Origin of the sequence: Ligilactobacillus salitolerans (assembly GCF_003864415.1) — a bacterium.
Classification (GTDB): domain Bacteria; phylum Bacillota; class Bacilli; order Lactobacillales; family Lactobacillaceae; genus Ligilactobacillus; species Ligilactobacillus salitolerans.
Genome location: NZ_BFFP01000047.1, coordinates 1 through 19039, shown reverse-complemented (window position 1 = coordinate 19039; position 19039 = coordinate 1). Strand labels below are relative to the sequence as shown.

The 19039-nt window shown below is 42.4% G+C and carries 19 protein-coding genes; 14 read left to right on the top strand and 5 right to left on the bottom strand.

Going from position 1 to position 19039, the window contains the following annotated elements:
- Window positions 1-234: 234 nt before the first annotated feature.
- Both LFYK43_RS10920 and LFYK43_RS10915 read right to left on the bottom strand, forming a co-directional pair.
- The gene (locus LFYK43_RS10920) at window positions 235-1233 is read right to left on the bottom strand and encodes a helix-turn-helix domain-containing protein (RefSeq protein ID WP_229718025.1); all 999 of its coding nucleotides are present in this window, start codon (window positions 1231-1233) and stop codon (window positions 235-237) included.
- Between the two features lie 109 nt (window positions 1234-1342).
- Entirely contained in the window at window positions 1343-2464 is a 1122-nt protein-coding gene (locus tag LFYK43_RS10915) for an NAD(P)-dependent alcohol dehydrogenase (RefSeq protein ID WP_124978224.1), read from the bottom strand.
- Window positions 2465-2861: 397 nt separating this feature from the next.
- Here LFYK43_RS10915 and LFYK43_RS10910 point away from each other — a divergent pair, with 397 nt between their 5' ends.
- The 7 genes from LFYK43_RS10910 (at window position 2862) to LFYK43_RS10880 (ending at window position 9893) form a co-directional block, all read left to right on the top strand.
- On the top strand, window positions 2862-4178 hold the full coding sequence (locus LFYK43_RS10910) for an MFS transporter (protein WP_124978222.1): 1317 nt from the start codon (window positions 2862-2864) through the stop codon (window positions 4176-4178).
- A gap of 14 nt (window positions 4179-4192) precedes the next feature.
- Window positions 4193-5659, top strand: coding sequence for a rhamnulokinase (gene rhaB, locus LFYK43_RS10905; RefSeq protein ID WP_124978220.1), 1467 nt, complete (start codon window positions 4193-4195; stop codon window positions 5657-5659).
- 14 nt (window positions 5660-5673) lie between these two features.
- On the top strand, window positions 5674-5991 hold the full coding sequence (rhaM, locus tag LFYK43_RS10900) for an L-rhamnose mutarotase (RefSeq protein WP_124978218.1): 318 nt from the start codon (window positions 5674-5676) through the stop codon (window positions 5989-5991).
- A 26-nt stretch (window positions 5992-6017) separates the two neighbouring features.
- The gene (locus LFYK43_RS10895) at window positions 6018-7289 is read left to right on the top strand and encodes an L-rhamnose isomerase (RefSeq protein WP_124978216.1); all 1272 of its coding nucleotides are present in this window, start codon (window positions 6018-6020) and stop codon (window positions 7287-7289) included.
- A 58-nt stretch (window positions 7290-7347) separates the two neighbouring features.
- On the top strand, window positions 7348-8181 hold the full coding sequence (gene rhaD / locus LFYK43_RS10890; protein ID WP_124978215.1) for a rhamnulose-1-phosphate aldolase: 834 nt from the start codon (window positions 7348-7350) through the stop codon (window positions 8179-8181).
- 158 nt (window positions 8182-8339) lie between these two features.
- Window positions 8340-8951, top strand: coding sequence for a sugar O-acetyltransferase (locus tag LFYK43_RS10885; protein ID WP_124978213.1), 612 nt, complete (start codon window positions 8340-8342; stop codon window positions 8949-8951).
- Between the two features lie 24 nt (window positions 8952-8975).
- Entirely contained in the window at window positions 8976-9893 is a 918-nt protein-coding gene (locus LFYK43_RS10880; protein ID WP_124978211.1) for an AEC family transporter, read from the top strand.
- Window positions 9894-9951: 58 nt separating this feature from the next.
- Here LFYK43_RS10880 and LFYK43_RS10875 read toward each other — a convergent pair whose 3' ends face one another.
- Window positions 9952-10728 carry a DeoR/GlpR family DNA-binding transcription regulator gene (locus LFYK43_RS10875; RefSeq protein ID WP_124978209.1) on the bottom strand — a complete coding sequence of 259 codons (777 nt, stop codon included), beginning with the start codon at window positions 10726-10728 and terminating at the stop codon, window positions 9952-9954.
- 313 nt (window positions 10729-11041) lie between these two features.
- On the opposite strand from LFYK43_RS10875, the gene LFYK43_RS10870 reads away from it, so the two are divergent.
- Genes LFYK43_RS10870 through LFYK43_RS10850 form a run of 5 tightly spaced genes read left to right on the top strand, consistent with a single transcriptional unit; the run spans window position 11042 to window position 14425 of the window.
- Entirely contained in the window at window positions 11042-11509 is a 468-nt protein-coding gene (locus LFYK43_RS10870) for a PTS sugar transporter subunit IIA (protein ID WP_124978207.1), read from the top strand.
- 12 nt (window positions 11510-11521) lie between these two features.
- Complete coding sequence (locus tag LFYK43_RS10865; RefSeq protein WP_124978205.1) at window positions 11522-11839, top strand: PTS sugar transporter subunit IIB; 318 nt, start codon at window positions 11522-11524, stop codon at window positions 11837-11839.
- A 19-nt stretch (window positions 11840-11858) separates the two neighbouring features.
- Window positions 11859-13409 (top strand): PTS galactitol transporter subunit IIC, encoded by a 1551-nt coding sequence (locus LFYK43_RS10860; RefSeq protein WP_124978203.1) that lies wholly within the window; start codon window positions 11859-11861, stop codon window positions 13407-13409.
- Window positions 13410-13421: 12 nt separating this feature from the next.
- Window positions 13422-13679 carry a hypothetical protein gene (locus LFYK43_RS10855; RefSeq protein WP_124978201.1) on the top strand — a complete coding sequence of 86 codons (258 nt, stop codon included), beginning with the start codon at window positions 13422-13424 and terminating at the stop codon, window positions 13677-13679.
- Window positions 13676-14425, top strand: a complete 750-nt coding sequence (locus LFYK43_RS10850) for a class II aldolase/adducin family protein (RefSeq protein WP_124978199.1) — start codon at window positions 13676-13678, stop codon at window positions 14423-14425. The genes LFYK43_RS10855 and LFYK43_RS10850 overlap by 4 nt, the downstream gene beginning before the upstream one ends.
- 140 nt (window positions 14426-14565) lie before the next feature.
- On the opposite strand, the gene LFYK43_RS10845 is transcribed toward LFYK43_RS10850, so the two are convergent.
- Window positions 14566-14877 (bottom strand): DUF4387 domain-containing protein, encoded by a 312-nt coding sequence (locus LFYK43_RS10845; RefSeq protein WP_124978197.1) that lies wholly within the window; start codon window positions 14875-14877, stop codon window positions 14566-14568.
- The gene (locus LFYK43_RS10840) at window positions 14874-16238 is read right to left on the bottom strand and encodes an acyclic terpene utilization AtuA family protein (protein WP_124978195.1); all 1365 of its coding nucleotides are present in this window, start codon (window positions 16236-16238) and stop codon (window positions 14874-14876) included. The genes LFYK43_RS10845 and LFYK43_RS10840 overlap by 4 nt, the downstream gene beginning before the upstream one ends.
- A 116-nt stretch (window positions 16239-16354) precedes the next feature.
- Here LFYK43_RS10840 and LFYK43_RS10835 point away from each other — a divergent pair, with 116 nt between their 5' ends.
- Complete coding sequence (locus LFYK43_RS10835; RefSeq protein WP_158609240.1) at window positions 16355-17245, top strand: LysR family transcriptional regulator; 891 nt, start codon at window positions 16355-16357, stop codon at window positions 17243-17245.
- Between the two features lie 505 nt (window positions 17246-17750).
- A partial coding sequence (gene ltrA / locus LFYK43_RS10825) for a group II intron reverse transcriptase/maturase (protein WP_124978226.1) occupies window positions 17751-19039 on the top strand: 1289 nt, incomplete at its 3' end.

The window sequence follows — 19039 nt, the reverse complement described above, 5'->3', positions numbered from 1 at the left end:
AGGACTATTAAACATGTCCCAGCTGTATCAGTCAATTCAAGCAAAAGCTTAAGTTGTTGAACCGCCGTATACGGTTCCGTACGTACGGTGGTGTGGGAGGTCGATAGTGTGAACTATCTCCTACCCGATTTGAGCGAAATTTTTGGCTCCGTGAACAAATATGAACAAAATTCATACTTAAAGGAAAGCTTAATGAATTGACTGTGATGCAAGTACATTTTTAGGTAGTAACTATTACAGCTGACTATGACGTTTGAATAAATCGGTTCTTCTTTCTGAAGGGGAGAGACCGTAGAATTCCTGGTATTTTTTGTAGAAAAAGTTTTTATTTTTGATCCCTACTTCTTCGATAATATTATTGACCGGTAAAGTACTTGTAACAAGTAAATTGTTGGCTTGGATCAGGCGTTGCTTGGTTTTGAGATCTGAGAAGTTGCTGTTAGTAAACTTACGGATCAAGTTCCCTAGGTATTCCTTGTTATAACCGAGATCCTCGGCCAACTCCGCCAATGTGATAGTCTTATAATTTTGGTCGATTTGCTTTAAACATTTAAAAACTAATTGTTGCTGTTCATTCTTTAGCTTCACTGTCGGCATGGGATGATGGCGTAAAATTTTTGAGATCAGTATATCAAGGTAGGATTCAATGATTGAATTGGAAAATGGTTTTTGAAGATAATATTCTTCAATGATTGAATCCATGGTCTTTTTGATGTCACGGTTTTCGGGAAAAATAATATAGTTGCGTTCTGTTTTTTTTCCCAAAGAAATATTTGAAAGAAAGCTGTAGGTCAGACTGTTGTTGCTGTGAATATCATTGAGGAGGTTAAAAGTAATGCTTTGGTCTCTAAAGAGCAAGTTGATCAACAGGTCATTTTCTCCTAATGCAGCAATCGAATGCGAACAGCCAATGTTCATCATTAAAATGTCGCCTTCTTTTAAGGCTACTTTTTCCCCATCAACAATTTGCTGGCAACTCCCCGAGAGCATGTAATTCAATTCCAAAAACTTATGCGAATGTTTGGGGTAGGGCGCAAAGCGATTATGTTTACTGATATAGACCGAGTGGTATTTAAAAAAATAGTTATTGTTTAAAGAGGGGACACCAGTCACTTCAGTCCGATTCAAATCAAGGGCAGCATTGGGCATATCGTTAACAAAACGATGGTCTTGATGCTGTTTTTTTTCAATCTCAGACATTGACTGAAGTCCCTGAAAAACTGTTTGATCCAAGAGCTTCAACCTCCTTGTGTACAATATTATATTACAAAAGGCCCCTAAGCCGGAATGAAGTTTGCTTAGGGGTCAGTCATTTAGTTAAGAGAATTAAACTTGTCAGTAATTATTTGCTAGGGTCGTAATCTTTGTCAATGATCAAAACAGGCTTGATCGTTTTGCCGGATCCGGAATCAGCGTTAGCTTCATTGATTTCTGAGAAGTCATAGAATTTCTCAGTCTTATCAAAGTCAAACCAGCCCAGTTTGTAGAATTCCAGCAAACGAGGGATATCGATTTGCGGAATAGAGTCGCCCATGTTGACCCCAACGACTTTCTTGTCATCAACACAAAGGTCATTCCAAGTTGATAACTCGATCAGATGCGGTGTAACAGCGATGGCTGCACAGGTTCCGCCTTGTGCCAAGGCTTTAATGCCGTCTGTGATCACAGATGACAAACCAGTTGTGTCTACGGTCCAATCGACACCATAGCCGCCTGTTAATTCCTTGATCTTAGCCACGGCATCTTCTTCCTTGCTGTTGATAGCATCGGTTGCGCCTAATTCTTTAGCAAGCTCCAGACGTTCAGGCACGATGTCGACAGCGATCACTTTAGTACAGCCGGAGATCTTGCCAGCCATCATGGCAGCCAATCCAACGGCACCAGTACCGAAAACAGCGATCGTGTCGCCGGGTTTAGGTTGCAATGTATTGAAGACAGTCCCGGAACCAGTCACATAGCCGCAACCCAGTGGTCCGACTTTTCTCAAATCAAGATCTTTGTCAATTTTGACAGCGTTACGTTGATCAACAACAGTTGTAGTTGTAAATGAAGACTGATTGAACATGTCTGAAATATGTTCACCATTTTCTTGGAAATGATCTTCACCATCAGCACGCACGCCTGACAAATTGTAGTCGCCATAGTTGCGACACTGGGTAGGGACACCGCGCAAACAATTGTCGCACGTGCCATCGGCATAGAAGGAAAGGATCACATGGTCGCCTTCTTGGAAGTTCTTGACTTCAGTACCAACTTTTTCCACGATCCCGGCACCCTCATGACCCAAAATTACTGGGTAGCCTAACGAAGCATCGCCTCTACGGATGGCTTCGTCGGAGTGGCAAATACCGCTGGCTACCATGTGAATCTGTAGGTCTGTTGGCCCAACTTCGTGTAATTCAATGTCGTCCTTAATAGTGAATGGTGCGCCAACTTTTTCTACAACAGCTGCTTTGATTTTCATTTTGATCTGCTCCTTTTGCAGTTTTATTAACACCACAGATTATGACACCTAAAATCATAAAAAGCAATAAAAAGTTAGTGAAAAATAATACTAAATTTCAAAAAAACAAGAAATTACTCTTATGCGTTTATAACGTAATTACTATGTTCACCACCTAAAAAGCCTTTATTACAGAGAATTAACGAAGAAAATAAAAGAATGCACAAAAATAGTTGTAAAAACAAAATGTGAAATAAAGAGAAAACAAAGACGATTACAAAATGTAAGCGCAACTTAAAATGTTGTTAAATGATACTAAAATTGTAGTTATGTGTCATTGATTGCGTTTTCTATTCAAGTGATAATGGATTTCGAAGTCGGTAATCGATTACAAAAATAAAATTAGGAGTTAATAACTATGGCGAAAAATTCACATTCTTCAACATGGGCCGTTTCCTTAACGAACTTTTTGGATTCTGGTTCGATCGTCGCAGGTGCTGCTGGTTTGACCTTGTGGCAAAAAGAGTTTGGTTTGAGCAGTTTTGCAGTCGGACTTTTAGGCGCGTTGAGTGCCAATGCTTTTGGTTCTGCGATAGGTGCAATTATTGGCGGTCATTTATCAGATAAGTACGGCAGAAAGATTATTTACACATACGATATGCTGGTTTATATGCTTGGGACATTGACGATCGTCTTTTCAATGAACTTCCCAATGCTGTTGGCAGGTTTTCTGATCACCGGGATGGCTGTTGGCGCAGGTGTTCCAGCTTCTTGGACATATATCGGTGAAACTTCGGATGGAAAAAACAGAGCGCATGATATTGGTATTTCGCAGTTCTCGTGGTCAATGGGACCAGTTGTGATCTTTATTTCTGCGACTTTATTAGCACCGCTAGGACTGTTAGGTAATCGGATCTTATTTGTAATGTTGACCGTGATCGCATTTATTGCATGGTCTTTACAAAGATCTCTGCCAGAGTCAAAAGATTGGGTCAAACAAAAGCAAGTTGAAAAAGAGTCGGGAGTTAAGCCGCATCCTTATAAGGAATTATTTTCCAGTGCAGTTTCTGTTAAGAGTGTGTTATTCCTGTGCGGAGTATATGTTTTCTGGAACTTGGTTTCTGGTGCAATGGGCTTCTTCATGCCCTATGTCTATGAAACCGTTGGCGGGTTGAATAATTTACAAGCCAACCTGCTGCAAGCTCTTTTGTGGGCATGTACGGCGCTTGCTGGCTATTATGGCTTCGCTCTTTACGGCGATAAGATCGATCACCGTAAATTCTTCTTTGTTGGAGCTTTCATGGCTGCCTTATCCTGGATCATCTTGACCTTCATGGGCTTTGGCTGGACTGCCTTACTCTCCTTTGTTATTATCTGGGGTCTTTCTGCTGGGATCGGCGCTCAGGCATGGTATGCATTATGGGCGGTTGAACTGTTTCCAACTAAATACCGGGCAGGCGCTCAAGGAATCATGTTTTTCGTTGTCCGTGGAACTGCGGGAATTTGGTCAATTATTTTCCCAATGATCCTTTCCGGCATGGGCTTCAAGGCCGCTGGGTTAGCTATGATTGGATTGCTGATCGTTTCACTTCTGATCGGAACAATTTGGACACCGAAAACTCGCGGCAAGTCATTAGATGAAATTACTGAAGAGCGTTATGGCACAACTAAAGTCAATAAAGTCGACGCACTTGGACAAACTATTGATGGAGCAGAAGGCAACGAAGCTAATTAAATGAGGGTGGTAGCGTGGCTAAAACTTATGTAGCAGTAGATATCGGTGCATCCAGCGGCAGGCTGATGCTCAGTCAGCTTGTTGATGGTAAGTTGAAGCTGGAAGAAATGCACCGCTTTAAAAATGGTTTTACAAAGAAAGACGGTCATGACCGTTGGGATATTGATCATCTTATCCAAGAAATATTTACGGGCTTGGAAAAAATCAAAAAAGCCGGGTACACGGAAATCACCCTGGGGATCGATACTTGGGCAGTAGATTATGTCTTGGTTGGCAAAGACGGTGAACGGTTGAATGATCCTGTCTCATACCGAGATGCCCGGACGCAGGAGTCAATTGAGAAGTTAACTTCAGAGTTGCCTAAAGAATATATCTACGAAAAAACTGGGATCCAATTTCTAGATTTCAACACTCTTTATCAGCTTTTTGAAGAAGATCAAGACCTGCTGGCTCAAACCGATAAGATCCTGATGATCCCCGACTATATCGGTTATGTCCTGACCGGGAATGCAGTGACAGAAGTGACAAATGCTTCGACAACTCAGATGTTGAGTCTGCGTGAAGGTTTGTTTGATGATAATCTGCTAGAAAAAATTAATGTTAAACAAGAACAGTTCCCGAAACTGGTCGATCCAGGTACGAACCTGGGCGAGTTAGCTGATAAATGGCACCAGAAATATGACCTGCCTAAAACAAAGGTCGTGACAGTGGCAACACACGACACAGCTTCAGCTGTTGTTGGTACGCCGGCTGTCGGACAACGTTGGTCCTATCTGAGTTCAGGCACCTGGTCTTTGATTGGTGCGGAGTTGAACGTACCGGAGAACGGTGAAGCAGCATTTGAGCATAATTACACCAATGAGTGGGGCGCTTATGGAACTTACCGTTTCTTGAAAAACATTATGGGCCTTTGGATCATCCAAAATGTTAAAGAAGAACTGGACAATAAGTATAGCTTCGCCGAACTAGCCGGCTTGGCGGGGCAAGAAGAACCATTCCAGCAGTTTATCGATGTTAATGATGATCGTTTCCAAAATCCGGCAAACATGATCCAAGAATTACAGGCTTATTGTCGTGAGACTGGGCAAAAGGTGCCGGAAACTCCGGGCGAAATTGCGATGGCAGTTTATTCTAACCTGTCCTTGTACTATGCGAATGAGCTTGAGATCTTAGGCAACATTCTTGGTTATAAAGTTGATGCATTGAATATTGTCGGCGGCGGGTCAAACGTTGAGATCATGAACCAATTAACGGCTACGATCGCGGGTGTTGATGTGTACGCTGGTCCATCTGAGGCGACTGCGATCGGTAATGTGATCGTTCAAATGATCGCCGAAGGGGATATCTTGAATGTTTATCTTGCCCGGCGAATTATTGCAGATTCCTTCCCATTGAAGAAATATAGCCCAGAAGGGTCTTTGCAGTATAAATTAAACGAGTACCAAGCATTTTTGAAAGAAACTAAAAAAACGACCGTTTGAAGGAGGAGACTTAAGTGACCGTTAGAATGGGCCAATTGATGCATGTTTATCCGGATCAATACGATGAATATGAACGGCGGCATAATAACTTATTTCCTGAAATGCGCCAAGCTTTGAAAGAAGCCGGGGCACATAATTATTCGATCTACCTGGATAAAAAAACTGGCAATCTATTTGCCTATCTGGAAGTAGACGACATCGAAAAGTATAACCAAATTTCTGAAATGGAAGCTTGCAAGAAGTGGTGGGCATACATGGAACCAATCATGGATACTAATCCAGATCAGAGCCCAGTCACAACTGATTTGCATGAAGTTTTCCATCTAGACTAAAAACATTTTAAAGGAGCGATTTATTTATGGTTAAGGCAGAAACAGTCGAAAAGGCATATGAAACAGCTAAAGAACGGTATGCAGCACTAGGTGTAGACACCGAAGAAGCAATCAAGCAGCTTGAAAAAGTTAAACTTTCGGTTCATTGCTGGCAGGGAGATGATATCCATGGTTTCGTCAATCCGGAACAAGAATTAACTGGCGGGATCGGAGTTAGCGGTGATTATCCTGGAATTGCCCGCACACCAGATGAATTGACCGGCGACTTGCATGAAGCTTTGTCGTTGATCCCAGGCAGTCATAAAGTTGCTTTGCATACCCTTTACGCTGTCTCAGATAAAAAGAAGGATTTTGACGAAATTGGACCAGAAGACTTTAAATATTGGGTCGACTGGGCTAAACAAGAAAAAATCGGTTTAGATATGAACCCGACATTCTTCAATCATCCTAAACTCAAACAGAACTTCACTCTGGCTAGTCCAGAAAAAGATATTCGTGATTTCTGGATTCGCGTCGGTAAACAATCCCGCGCGATCGCTAATTACTTTGGTGAAGAGTTGGGTCAACAATCAGTCAATAACTTCTGGATGCCAGACGGCTTCAAGGATAATCCGATCGACAAGCTGACACCGCGTTTGCGGATGATCGATGCATTGGACGAAATTATCAATTCCGCTGCCTACGATGAGAAGAATACGATCGAAGCTTTTGAAGGTAAATTGTTTGGGACTGGGGTTGAATCATACACAGTAGGTTCCCATGAATTCTACGACAACTACGCCTTGACCCGGAACAAGCTGTGGACGATCGATGCCGGACACTTCCATCCAACAGAAGATGTTTCCGATAAATTCACTGCCTTCTTGCCATTTGGCGGTAAAGGCTTGATGCTGCATGTTTCTCGCCCAGTTCGGTGGGATAGTGATCATGTTGTGGTCTTTGATGAAGCTTTGCAGCGGATCACCCGTTCCTTGGTTCGTGATGACTTATTGAGCAAGACAAACATCGGGCTTGATTTCTTCGATGCAACGATCAACCGCGTTTCAGCTTGGGTCATTGGCGCACGCGCTACACAGAAGGCATTGCTGCAAGCTATGCTGTCACCGATCGCAGACTTAAAAGAAGCTGAATTAAACTATGACTTTACGACTCGTTTGGCAGTGACAGAAGAACTTAAATCCTATCCATTCGGTGCTGTTTGGGATGAATTCTGCTTGCGGAATAATGTACCAGTAGGAACTGACTGGTTGGACAACATCCATCAATATGAAAAAGACGTTCAATTCAAGCGTAACTAAAAAGAAAATTGATTACTAAAATTTAAACCTTGCCAAAAAGCGTAGGAGGAATATGATCATGGTTAGTTTTGGAGATTCAGAATTTGTTAAGAAAGTTGCTAGTGTCACACAGGCTTCGTATCAGCACGGCTGGGATGAACGAAATGGCGGTAATGTTTCCTTGCGGCTGACTGACGAAGATGTTGCTGATTTCGATGATGTTTCAGAGGTTAAAGAGACTCTTGATTTGGGCTTTGATGCCTCGGCTTTAGCTGGAAGCTATTTCTTGGTAACTGGTACGGGACGTTATTTCAGAAATGTTATTGATCAGCCCAACTTGGATCTTGGTCTAGTGAAGATCACAGCTGATGGTCAGCATGCCGACCTCTTGTGGGGCTATGAAGACGGAGCAAAGCCGACTTCAGAATTCCCGAGTCACTTGATGTCGCATATTGAACGCCTGAAAGTTGATCCAAGTCATCGGGTAGTTATGCATTGCCATCCGACTAACGTGATCGCTTTATCGTTTACGCAGGATTTGGATGAACGTGAGATCACTCGTCTCTTGTGGAAGATGCAAGCCGAATCATTGGTTGTCTTCCCAGAAGGAATTGGGATCATCCCATACATGACTCCGGGGACAAATGAAATTGGGGCAGCAACTTCACAGAAAATGGCCGATTTCAGAACAGTGATCTGGCCGCACCACGGTATTTTCGGTACTGGTGCTGATGTCGATGAAGCCTTTGGCTTGATTGAAACTGTTGAGAAAGCAGCGACGATTTATTCACAGATCTGCGCACAGGGTGGAAACATCAAGCAGGAGATCACTGATGATCAGCTGCGTCAGTTAGCCGATGCGTTTGGTGTCACAGCTAATCCAGAATATTTACCTGAAACAAGTAAGCTGTAAAGTTTGAAAGAGGGGCGGTTTATGCGGATGCATAGGTCGCCTTTATCTTTATGAACAGATGAAATACGACGATAAAAACGGGAAGTATATTACGGTGTAGACTCAAGTCTCAAGATTCGAGAATTGTGGATCGTTGTTTTTGGTGAAGGAGAAGACGCATGAAGACGGAGAAAGAAAAATTTTTGGATGGTGAACCATATTACATTATGGATCCGGAACTCGCTGCAGATGAAACCCGGGCGCGCAGATTGTGCAAGCAGATCAATGAGTTGGATGATCTGCAGACGCAGGAAAAAGATGACTTAGTTAGAAAGCTATTCGGTTCTGTCGGAAAAAGCCCCTATGTCCAACCGAATTTTCGCTGTGACTTTGGCTACAACATCCACGTTGGTGATGATTTTTTATGTAATTACGATTGTGTGATCCTAGATATCGCACCGGTAACCATTGGGGATCATTGTTTTATGGGACCTAAAGCACAGATTTATTCAGCCGACCATCCGCTTGATCCGACCTTACGCGGTAATTTCATCGGGATCGGCCATCCTGTTACGATCGGTGATAATGTCTGGCTTGGAGCTAGTTCGGTTGTTTTACCAGGAGTGACTCTGGGGAATAACGTGGTAGTTGGCGCAAATTCAACGGTTACTAAATCCTTTGGTGATGACGTAATTTTAGCCGGCTCTCCAGCGCGAGTAATTGGCAAAAAGCCAGCTGCGGGCTGTGAGGCTGATCAAATTTTGAGGGAACATCTTTTTGTCGAAGATTGATCAGACGAAAGGAAGAGAAATGCTATGGGTGTATTCGAACAGGTGATGCTGCCTGTTTTACTGATATTTTTGGTAGGGTTTATTTTTCAGAAAATCTTTCGTTTAGAGATCAAACCACTGTCAACGGTAGCGATTTACTTGCTGCTGCCGTTTTTAGTCTTCAAAACATTTTATGAGGCTCATCTTGACCAAGGCTTTTTAGATGTTGTCTGGACTTCATTGTTGATCATGGGTGCTTTACTCATTTTGGGCATCATTTTGGGCATCATTATTGGCAAAGTATTTCATTATGACCGGCAAAAGCTCTGCGGTTTCTTGCTAGCGACCGTTTTCCCGAATAGCGGCAACTATGGTGTGCCAATTATTATCTTTGCGTTTGGTCAGAGAGGCGTAGAATACGCGATGGCAATTATGGTTTTTCATAATATTTTGATGGGGGTCGTTGGGGTCTACATTGCAGCCGCGGCCAATCAAAGCGGCAAGCAAGGAATTAAAGCTGCTGGGTTGGCCATTTTGAAACAACCAATGAATTATGTGATCATTCCGGCGATTTTATTGAATCTCTATCAAATCAAGCTCTCAGCTAATTTGATGAAAAGTGTCAATATGATTGGCAACATTACTATTCCGCTGATTATGCTGATTTTGGGTATGCAGCTGGCAGGAGTTACCGTGGGAAAAGTTTCATTAGGTAATGTCAGCCTGGCGATGGTCATGCGCTTACTGGTTTCGCCCTTTTTGGCCTATGTGATTTGCACTATCTTTGGCTTGAGCACGATCATAACCGCAGTTATTGTGCTCATGGCTGCGATGCCCAGTGCAGCCAATACCACTATGTATGCTATTCAATTTGACGCTGATCCTGATTTTGTTTCGACTTGCACACTAATTAGTACTCTCTGCAGTATTGGCACGCTAACCGTACTGCTCAATATTTTCTAACAACACGAAAACCGCCTAAGCTTGGAACGTCAGCTTAGGCGGTTTTTTGGCAGTAAAGTTACTCAGCGAGCAACAGCTGGATATCATTTGCTTGGATCGTTTCTAAAATTTCTTGGGGCGGCAATTGATCGGTGATGATCGTTTTGATGCTGACTGAGTCATAATCGCTCAATAAGATGTAATCCTTTTGATTAAATTTAGTATGGTCGACCAAGAGGACAGTCTGCTCTGAACATTGCATGACCGTTTTTTTGAGGAATTTTTGTTCTTCATTTGCCATGTAGATCCCCTCTGCATCCAATGAACTGCAAGAAATAAAAGCTATGTTTGGCCGAAAATTTTGCTGCAGGTCAGCGATCGCGCGCGGACCTAAAATTGACTTTGAGCGGTAGAGCAGATTGCCTCCCAGGACAGAAAGCTCAACGTTTTTGAGCTGGTTGACTTCTGCAGCTAAATTGATATTATTCGTGATCACATGCAGGTTTGATTTGTTAGCGAAGTACTTGGGAAAAAATTCTAAAGTAGATGATCCATCTAAAAAAATTGCCTGATCATTTGTGATCAGCGGTGCTGCTTTTTTACACAGGCGGTTTTTAATATTTTCATTTTTACCTCGTCGGGTCGCATATGCCATCTCGACGTTAGAGTACTCTAGAAGACTGACATAACCATGAGTTCGGCGGATTGAATTTGTCATTTCCAGGTCCAGCAGGTCTCTTCTGAGTGTAGAAATGCTGACTTGCATTATCGCCTGCAATTCTTTTGTACTGATTTTTTGGTGTTCTGATAAAATTTTTAGTAATTTATTCAGACGTTCTTCTTTTGTTAACTCCAAAATTTAAGCACCTCTTTCTAAGTTGATGGTTAGGAACTGCGAAACAGAAAATGAATAATGTTCAAGCAGAAAAAAATTTACCCGGTTAATTAGCAGTCGGTTTTAATACTGAGGTCGACTTAACTATGCTAAGTAAATATTTTGGCAAATGAACATTTGTGAACTTTTATCATCGAAGAAATACGATTAAATATATTGTACCATAAGTGTTGAATAAGTAAAGAAAGCGCTTTATAATTACCATGTAATCAAATATTTTGTAGTTAAAAATTCATATGTGTTCATAAATTGTGAACGGAAAGAGGCTAAATAAATGAGCAATTATTCTGAATTATTTGACAAGGATTTAATTTTCCTACAGGTTGAAGCGAATGACCGTAATGATCTTTATCAGAAAGTAGCAGACAAGTTGGCAGAACAAGGCCTTGTTAAGGAAAGCTTTTTGCCGGCATTGATCAAAAGAGAAGACGAATTTCCGACAGGGGTTATTACGCAATATTTACCGATCGTATTACCTCATGCTAATCCAGAAAATGTTAATCAGCCTTTTATTGCAGTAGTCCAGACTCAAAATGAGATCAGAGTGCAGCAGATGGGAACTAATGAGGATGAGCTGGCCAGAAACTTTTTCTTCTTAGGCATTGTCAAGGAAACACAAGATCTGCAAGTCAAATTATTGCAACGCTTCATGCAATTGATGAACAATCAGGAATTTGTCATGGATTTTAAGAAAATCGATAAACCAGCGGATATGTATGATTATTTGATCAATAATTTTTAGGAGGAGATCTATATGCTCAAAATTGTAGTTGCCTGCGGGAGTGGGGTCGCAACCAGCGAAACAGTAGTCGGGTCGATCAAGTCATTTTTAGAGGAACATTCTGTCAGCGGCGTTGAAGTCGAAGCGACTGACTTTAAACAGCTGGCAAGTGTGCTGGCGAATTACGATGTTTATGTCTGGTTGGCTAAACCGACCCCTGAAATTCAAGAAATTTGTGATGAGGAAGGGATCCCAGATGTCAATGGAGTAGATCTTTTAACTGGTGCCAAGGGCGACCAGACCTATTTAGATTTAGTTAATGCCTTGATGAGTCTGAAAAATGCTTCATAAATAAAGGAGTGAGCATCTAATGGACATTTTAAAAACAATTGTCAACTATGTTCTAAATCTGGGAGCAGCCGTTTTTGTTCCGCTGATCATGTTTGTTATTTCGTTATTAGCCAGGCTGAAATTAAGCAAAGCAGTCAAAGCAGCGTTGACTTTAGGGGTTGCATTTAGCGGGATGACGTTGGTTGTTAATTATATGACCAATGCAATTTCACCTGCGGCTAAATCGATGTCTAAGTTAATGCATTTAAGCTTAAATGCTATCGACCAGGGTTGGCCAGGAGTTGCAGCGATCACCTGGTCCTATAAAACAGCATTTCTGTTTTTCCCGCTCTTATTATTGATTAATTTTATTATGTTGACCTTCAACTGGACTAAGACCCTAAACGTTGATATGTGGAATGTCTGGAATAAGATTTTCACGTATGTAGTTGTTCTATACTTCACTCATAACTCTCTTTATGGCTTTATTGTTGCGAGTTTACAAATCGTTTTGGAGCTCAAGGCGGGGGATATGTGGCAAAGGCATATTGAAGATCTAACTGGGATCCCAGGAGTGACAGTCCCGCATTTCATCAGCCTGTTTGCCGTCTTGCTGATGCCGTTGAATAAATTATTGGACTTTATTCCAATTATGAACCGTCCGGCTGACGCGAATGCGATTCAAAAGAAGATCGGTATTTTTGCAGATAATTCAGTAATGGGCGCAATTATTGGTGTGCTGTTAGGCTTTGGCGCTGGTTATTCAGTTTCAGGTTCCTTGCAATTGGCAATCGAAGCAGCCGCCGCTATGACGATGTTCCCGATGATCTCTAAACTGTTCATGGAAGCGTTAAATCCGATTGCTGACGCGATGAATAAGATGATGAAAAATCATTTTAAAGGACGGCAGATTTTTATCGGCTTGGATTGGCCGATTTTAGCTGGTCGAAATGAACTCTGGGTCACCGTTATTATTTTGGTTCCTGTAATGTTGATCTTGGCGATGGTTTTGCCGGGCAATACGGTTCTACCGTTCGCAGGAATTATTAACCTCTCCTTTGTCGTTGCTGCACTTCTGCTGACCGGGGCTAACCTTTGGCGGATGCTCACCCTAGGAATTATCACAACTCCAATTTTTCTTTATGGGGCAACATACTTCGCACCCGTGATCACTAATTTGGCGAAGACAACTGGAGCTGTCAATGTTAAAGCCGGACAACAACTTTCATGGTCGACATTTGAAGGACCAGACTTTCGGATGTTATTCGCCCAGGTCTTTACCGGTAAATGGTGGGCAATTGCCGGCGCAATCATCTGGCTGTTATTGTTTGTCTGGTTGTACTTGGATCAAAACAAGATCCCGTTGCCAAGCAAACGGTATAATTTGGCTGGTGTGCCAGAGCTGCCAGTAACTGATGAAAAACCAGAGACTTCCAGGGGACAGAAACAAGATAAATGGCAAGTCGCTGATATTGACGGACAGGATTTCAGTAACTTTAAGAAGACGAAGAAAAAAACTGAACAAAAAGTTACTAGCGTGGATGCAATCGATGGGCTGGACTTTAGCAACTATGGTAAAAAAACGAAGTGAGGCTGAGCTGAAATGCAAAGAAAGGAAACGCACAGTGCAAAAATTTGGTGGTCACTAGCTTTGTTCATCAATGTACTGTTGATGATTTTAGCAATTTTTACTAAAAACATTCCTGGGTGTCTCGCTGTAATCGTGTTCGGTATTTATCTTTCCAAATACGGGGATCCGGTGATCTTTGCGGATTATAATCGCAAACGTGAGGAAAAATATCAGCAGGCACAAAAGAAACGTCAAGAATATTTGCGCAAGAAGGAGGAAGATGCATCATGAGTGAACAAAGTATAACTAAAGAGCGGCTGCCATTTGAAACTGAACGCCAGGATCTGGCGAATGTTGCCCGAGAAATGTTTGCACGCAAAATGACTAATGTCGCGGGAGGCAATATCTCGCTAAAGGTTAGCCCGAACGAAACATTTACGTATGACGGCCAGACCTATGAAAAAGGGCATGATTATCTCTTGATGACACCGACCTTTATGTCAGAAGCCTGGTATGCCAAGCTTAGTTTGTCGCAAATCCTAGTTGTTGATTTAGCCACAGGAAAAAAAGTGGCAGGTGAGGGACGCTTGACCAGGGAGATCAATATGCATGAAGAAGCCTATCAAGTTGATCCTGATATCCGAGTAGTTTACCATTCCCATGCACCGAACTGTATGTTTTGGGCAACATTGGGAATGGACATGCCCAATCTAACAGAAGTCACTTCGGTCAATGTTCCTCTAGGACGAATCAAATGTCTGCCGTACCGTGAAGCGTGTTCTCAAGAGCTCGCTGATCTTGTCCATTCGGAGTTAGAGAAGCTGGGAGATAAAGCTAAGGAGAATATCTTCTTGCTGAATAGTCACGGTGTTCTGATTACCGACACGGACCTGCACGCTGCCACTGAAGTCTTGGAAACTGTTGAGTGGAATGCCGAGATTGCCTATAAGCAAACTGTTTTCAAGAAGCTGGGTGTGATCGATGAATATCGGTCATGCGGGCATGATGTTGTTGGAAAAATCAGCAGTAATGTTTAATAGAAGGTAACTAAAAACACCTTATTCTAATTTGTTGCGTCTCACAAAAGTCAAGTAAAGCTTGGTTTTGTAGAGATTTAGCAATTTAGATAAGGTGTTTTTGCTGCTGTTATCATAAGAGATATAAAAATTCCAGATTATTATTCTGGGACCTCAATTGTTAATAAGTTGGCATATTGCTGTGAGCCATGCATATCGCTTTCGCCAACTGAACCTTGAGGCCAAGGACGGGGAATAGTAATTTTTATCCCACGAGCGGGTTTAAATTGTTCAAAAGTAATAATATCTTTGACGTTGATCTGGTATAATTTGGCGAATGTCTCCTTCGTTAGGACCTGGCTTGCGACGAAATGCTCATATTTTTCCAGACTGTCAAATAGAATATCGAATGTCAATTCAAAAGGACCAGAATTTTTACTGCGAATTATTTGTGCGTAGTCTTGAAGCTTCATTTGTTACCCACCTCCTGGATAGTTACAGGAAATTGTGCGACAGGATCATTGATTTGCATTAAATGGTAAATGTTGAATTGACATACTTTTCCCAATGGGATCTCCAAGGGAGTAAATGGCATGCCGATGTTACCTGATGTGGCAATCCGACCAGGGTAACCATAATGGAGCAGGGTCGTTCGGATCCGGTTAACAACTAGCTGTGCCATTTCTTGTGTGGGAGAAGCAACCTCGGCGATAACACACATCTCATGTCCTGGTTCATCAGTTAGGCTTTCTAGGTTTTTCATGGTTGCGTTCTTGCCGTAAGGATGAAAGATAATTTGTGACTGTGCACATTCTTGAGGAAGCTCTTTTTGTGTTTCTTCTTTGACGTAAGTTAAAGCGTCATCAACTTGGTCAATTAAAATTGGATCTCGGAGTCCCATCACAGTGATAGAGCGGTAGCCAACGACTTTAGCGCCTTCTAATTTTACCGTGTAATTTTTATCTTGAATAAAGCGGCTGCCCGAAATACGTGTGATACGCTCTGTTTCAGCTTTGAATTCACACGATTCTAAGTTTAAGACACCACCTGGTCCCGGCAAGTTTAAGGCGCTGCTTTTTTCGTACATTGTATGAGCAGCTACAGTATGGGGAAGGGCTTTTGAATCTGGAGAAAGCGGTTCAATTAAAAAGTGGTCTTTGTGTAGTGTCCCTAAGACGGTTTTGCCTGCTGGCACACAGCAAATTGCACCGCACTCGATAATTTTACCCATGTGCCAAGCTAAAGCAGGGTCAAAGCCATAGTAAATCCCTAAAGCGGCTGTAGGGGAAGGATCATAGGTCCTGCCGCCGATGATCACATCCGGTTTTTGTTCAGACCGTAGTAGTTTAAGATAAGGTTCTGCTCCCATTTGAGCAGTGATCACTGTCGCTGCATCTATCTCAGTATTTTCAAGGTGTGGCACGTTTTGCATTGCCTTGATTTTGCCTGCTTCCAAGGCGTCCTTGATTTGTATCTTAGAGACGTCGCTGTATATTTTGGCAACTCGTAGACTTAATTTTTGTTCTGCAGCAATTTTTGCGACTATTTCTCCAAAGAGGTCAACGTGTTGATTAGTTCCGTCTCCCCCCGCTGAACTGACCATCAATGGGATACCAGCTTTTTTAGCGGCGGGGACTAAGATAGAGAGTTCCTTATAATAAGCAGATTCTGGACAAGTCATTTCCCCCAGAGCCAATTTTTGCGGACCAGAATCTGTAGAACCAGCATCAACAACAATTCCATGAGGATGTTTTTGCATACCACGCTCAAAATCTGCTAGTGGAAAGCCATAACCAAGCATCCCGTTTGGAACAAGCACACGCAATTCTTCCATGAATTTCAACTCCTTAGCTTGTTAACTTAATCACATTAATTGTATAATTTTAGCGAATTATCGTCTAATACTCTTTTTCGATGCTATCTATCGCTTTTTTCTATAGGGAGGAAACTATGGGTTTAAATAAGAGGTACCTCTATGTAATTACCCTTGCTGAATCAGGGAGTTTCTCACAAGCCGCTAAGAAATTGTACATGGCACAATCATCGCTCAGCCAGTTTGTTAAAAATTTAGAAAATGAGTTGGGAGTAGTGCTGTTCTTGCGTAATTCACCCTTGCAGTTGACTGATGCAGGAAAAAAGTTTCTGCAAACGGCTTATGAGATCCAATATTTGGAAAATCAGCTAACGCAGCAATTACAACCTCTCCAGCCGGTAAAGAAAGGTGTAATAAAGATCGGTATCACAAGGTACTGGGGAGGGTTATTATTGCCGCGGATCTTGCCTGAATTCCAGAGGCGATACCCAGGCATAGAATTAAAAATCATTGAAGGCAGAACGGTGGAGATTGTTGAAAAATTAAGTAAATTAGACATTGCCTTTTTCACACCGCCCAATAATTTCAATGATCAGGCAGCGGAATGCGAAAAAATTTTAAAAGAAGAGATCAAAGTAGCTGTGCAGCCTGATTTTTTGGCGCAGAACTTTCAAAGCAGCAATGCTTTGCCTAATAAGGTGATTTGTGACCTGCCGCTGATTTTATTGCATCGGGGACAAAAGTTACGGCAAGTTGCAGATGATATCTTGAAAAAGCAGGGAAAAGCCCCAGAAATATTAATGGAGACAGAAAACATTACAACCGCTTATAAGTTAGCATCAGGAGGGCTAGCGGCTACCTTTGTGCCAGAAAGGATCAATGAATTAACGCCGCCATTTAAACGAGTTGCACTCTATCAGTTGGAATCCCCTGTTTATTGGGAATTATGTTCTTTTTGTACTAGGGAGAAAAGGCAGCAGGAATCCTTGGCTTTCTTAGTAATGTTGGCTAAGCGAGCATTTGTATAAATAAAATATTACCTCAGCACTTGAAGTGTGCACAAAAAAAGCGCTCGTTGAAAACGAACGCTTTTTTAGTGCGCCCGGCATGGGCAGTAACTAGGCGGTGTGAGTCCGCTGTGAGCCGTAGTGGTAGGTATCACAAGTCGAAGGCAAGGGTGTCTATCGCGAGGTAGAATCTGAAGGAAGCCCTAGACAAAACATCGAATCGATGTACAAGAAGTGGCTAAAAGGCTGGAAACGGTAGGATGAGGTTGCTAAACAAACCGAAGTCCTTGACCACTCGAAACCGTCACAGTAAAGCCAACGGTTTGATGCGAAAGCTACTGTTCTTACCCGGGGAGGTCTGTCACGGCGGTTCCCTCAAGCCGGAAGTTAATTCTGGCAGGAACAGGCTTAACAGTAATGTTGGGTCGTCCATGACAGAAGTCAGCCGAGGCCATAGTAGCCAGTAATTGTGAAGGGCTGAACAACAATAATTTTGATTCATCCTGGAGGTGGAAACAATGCGACAATCGCAGAAAACAAAGCTGACTGCCTGCGGAGGGTAGCCTTGGAAGGGCGAGAGAAAACAGGAGCGCGTAGTATTGTTTCTGGTGAACAGAGAATTCAGAATGGCTTATTACGTGAGAAGATTTTAGACCGCAATAATTTAAATGCGGCCTACCAGCATGTCAAACGTAATAAAGGAGCTGGGGGAATCGACGGCATGACCGTCGAGGAACTTGGCCCTTACTTGAAGGAAAATAACACAAAGTTGGTGGAAGAACTGCGCTCTGAAAGCTATCGGCCTCAGCCGGTCAAGAGAGTAGAAATCCCTAAAACTGACGGGTCAAAGCGCAAGCTAGGTATCCCAACGGTCGTCGACCGTGTAGTCCAACAAGCCGTAGCGCAACAACTGACACCAATCTTCGAGCGGATATTTTCTGACAATAGTTATGGTTTTCGACCACATCGTAGTGCACAAGATGCAGTACGGAAAGTGGTCAATTATTACAATCAAGGCTATCACTACGTGGTCGACCTTGATTTAAAGTCCTACTTTGACAATGTGAACCATGACCTGCTGATTAAGTTTCTTGGAAACTACATCAATGAGCCATGGGTTTTGCATCTGATTCGTAAATTCTTAACGAGTGGTGTGATGAATGGTCAACTTTTTGAAAAGTCCGTTAAGGGTACACCACAGGGTGGAAACATCTCAACTTTGTTGGCAAATATTTACCTGAATGAACTGGACAAAGAATTGACTAGAAGAGGACATAAATTTGTGCGCTATGCGGACGACTGTAATATTTACGTCAAAAGCAGGCGGGCAGGTGAACGTGTTCTGAAAAGCATCACTCAGTTCTTAGAAAAGAAACTCAAGGTCAAGGTGAATACAGAGAAGACGCAAGTCGGCTCGCCACTGAGACTGAAGTTTCTGGGTTTTTCTTTGAGTGTGGGGCGCAATGGCGCCTATCCGCGCCCTCATCAAAAGGCCAAGCAAAGAATTAAACAAGAATTGAAAAGAATCACCAAGAGAAATCGAGGCGTCAGCCTTGATAAGATTTTGCAGGAAATCAAGCAGAAAATGCAGGGCTGGATCCAATATTACTCTATCGGGAAGATGAAAATCTTTCTTCAGCATCTAGATGAATGGTTGCGCTCGCGTATTCGCCAGTATATCTGGAAGCAGTGGAAGAATATTGGGACCCGTTTCAAAGCACTGGTCAGATTAGGTATGAGCCGTAAAGAAGCTAAAATCTACGTGAATACACGGAAAGGGTACTGGCGCAATGCGCATAGTAAAACACTGTGTAT

What these genes read in the sequence shown, in the direction of transcription:
- LFYK43_RS10870 (WP_124978207.1), top strand. Translation starts at nt 11,042, where the DNA reads ATGAGCAATTATTCTGAATTATTTGACAAGGATTTAATTTTCCTACAG.
- LFYK43_RS10910 (WP_124978222.1), top strand. Translation starts at nt 2,862, where the DNA reads ATGGCGAAAAATTCACATTCTTCAACATGGGCCGTTTCCTTAACGAAC.
- LFYK43_RS10885 (WP_124978213.1), top strand. Translation starts at nt 8,340, where the DNA reads ATGAAGACGGAGAAAGAAAAATTTTTGGATGGTGAACCATATTACATT.
- LFYK43_RS10880 (WP_124978211.1), top strand. Translation starts at nt 8,976, where the DNA reads ATGGGTGTATTCGAACAGGTGATGCTGCCTGTTTTACTGATATTTTTG.
- LFYK43_RS10840 (WP_124978195.1), bottom strand. Translation starts at nt 16,238, where the DNA reads ATGGAAGAATTGCGTGTGCTTGTTCCAAACGGGATGCTTGGTTATGGC.
- LFYK43_RS10860 (WP_124978203.1), top strand. Translation starts at nt 11,859, where the DNA reads ATGGACATTTTAAAAACAATTGTCAACTATGTTCTAAATCTGGGAGCA.
- LFYK43_RS10865 (WP_124978205.1), top strand. Translation starts at nt 11,522, where the DNA reads ATGCTCAAAATTGTAGTTGCCTGCGGGAGTGGGGTCGCAACCAGCGAA.
- LFYK43_RS10850 (WP_124978199.1), top strand. Translation starts at nt 13,676, where the DNA reads ATGAGTGAACAAAGTATAACTAAAGAGCGGCTGCCATTTGAAACTGAA.
- LFYK43_RS10855 (WP_124978201.1), top strand. Translation starts at nt 13,422, where the DNA reads ATGCAAAGAAAGGAAACGCACAGTGCAAAAATTTGGTGGTCACTAGCT.
- LFYK43_RS10835 (WP_158609240.1), top strand. Translation starts at nt 16,355, where the DNA reads ATGGGTTTAAATAAGAGGTACCTCTATGTAATTACCCTTGCTGAATCA.
- rhaD (WP_124978215.1), top strand. Translation starts at nt 7,348, where the DNA reads ATGGTTAGTTTTGGAGATTCAGAATTTGTTAAGAAAGTTGCTAGTGTC.
- LFYK43_RS10915 (WP_124978224.1), bottom strand. Translation starts at nt 2,464, where the DNA reads ATGAAAATCAAAGCAGCTGTTGTAGAAAAAGTTGGCGCACCATTCACT.
- LFYK43_RS10895 (WP_124978216.1), top strand. Translation starts at nt 6,018, where the DNA reads ATGGTTAAGGCAGAAACAGTCGAAAAGGCATATGAAACAGCTAAAGAA.
- LFYK43_RS10845 (WP_124978197.1), bottom strand. Translation starts at nt 14,877, where the DNA reads ATGAAGCTTCAAGACTACGCACAAATAATTCGCAGTAAAAATTCTGGT.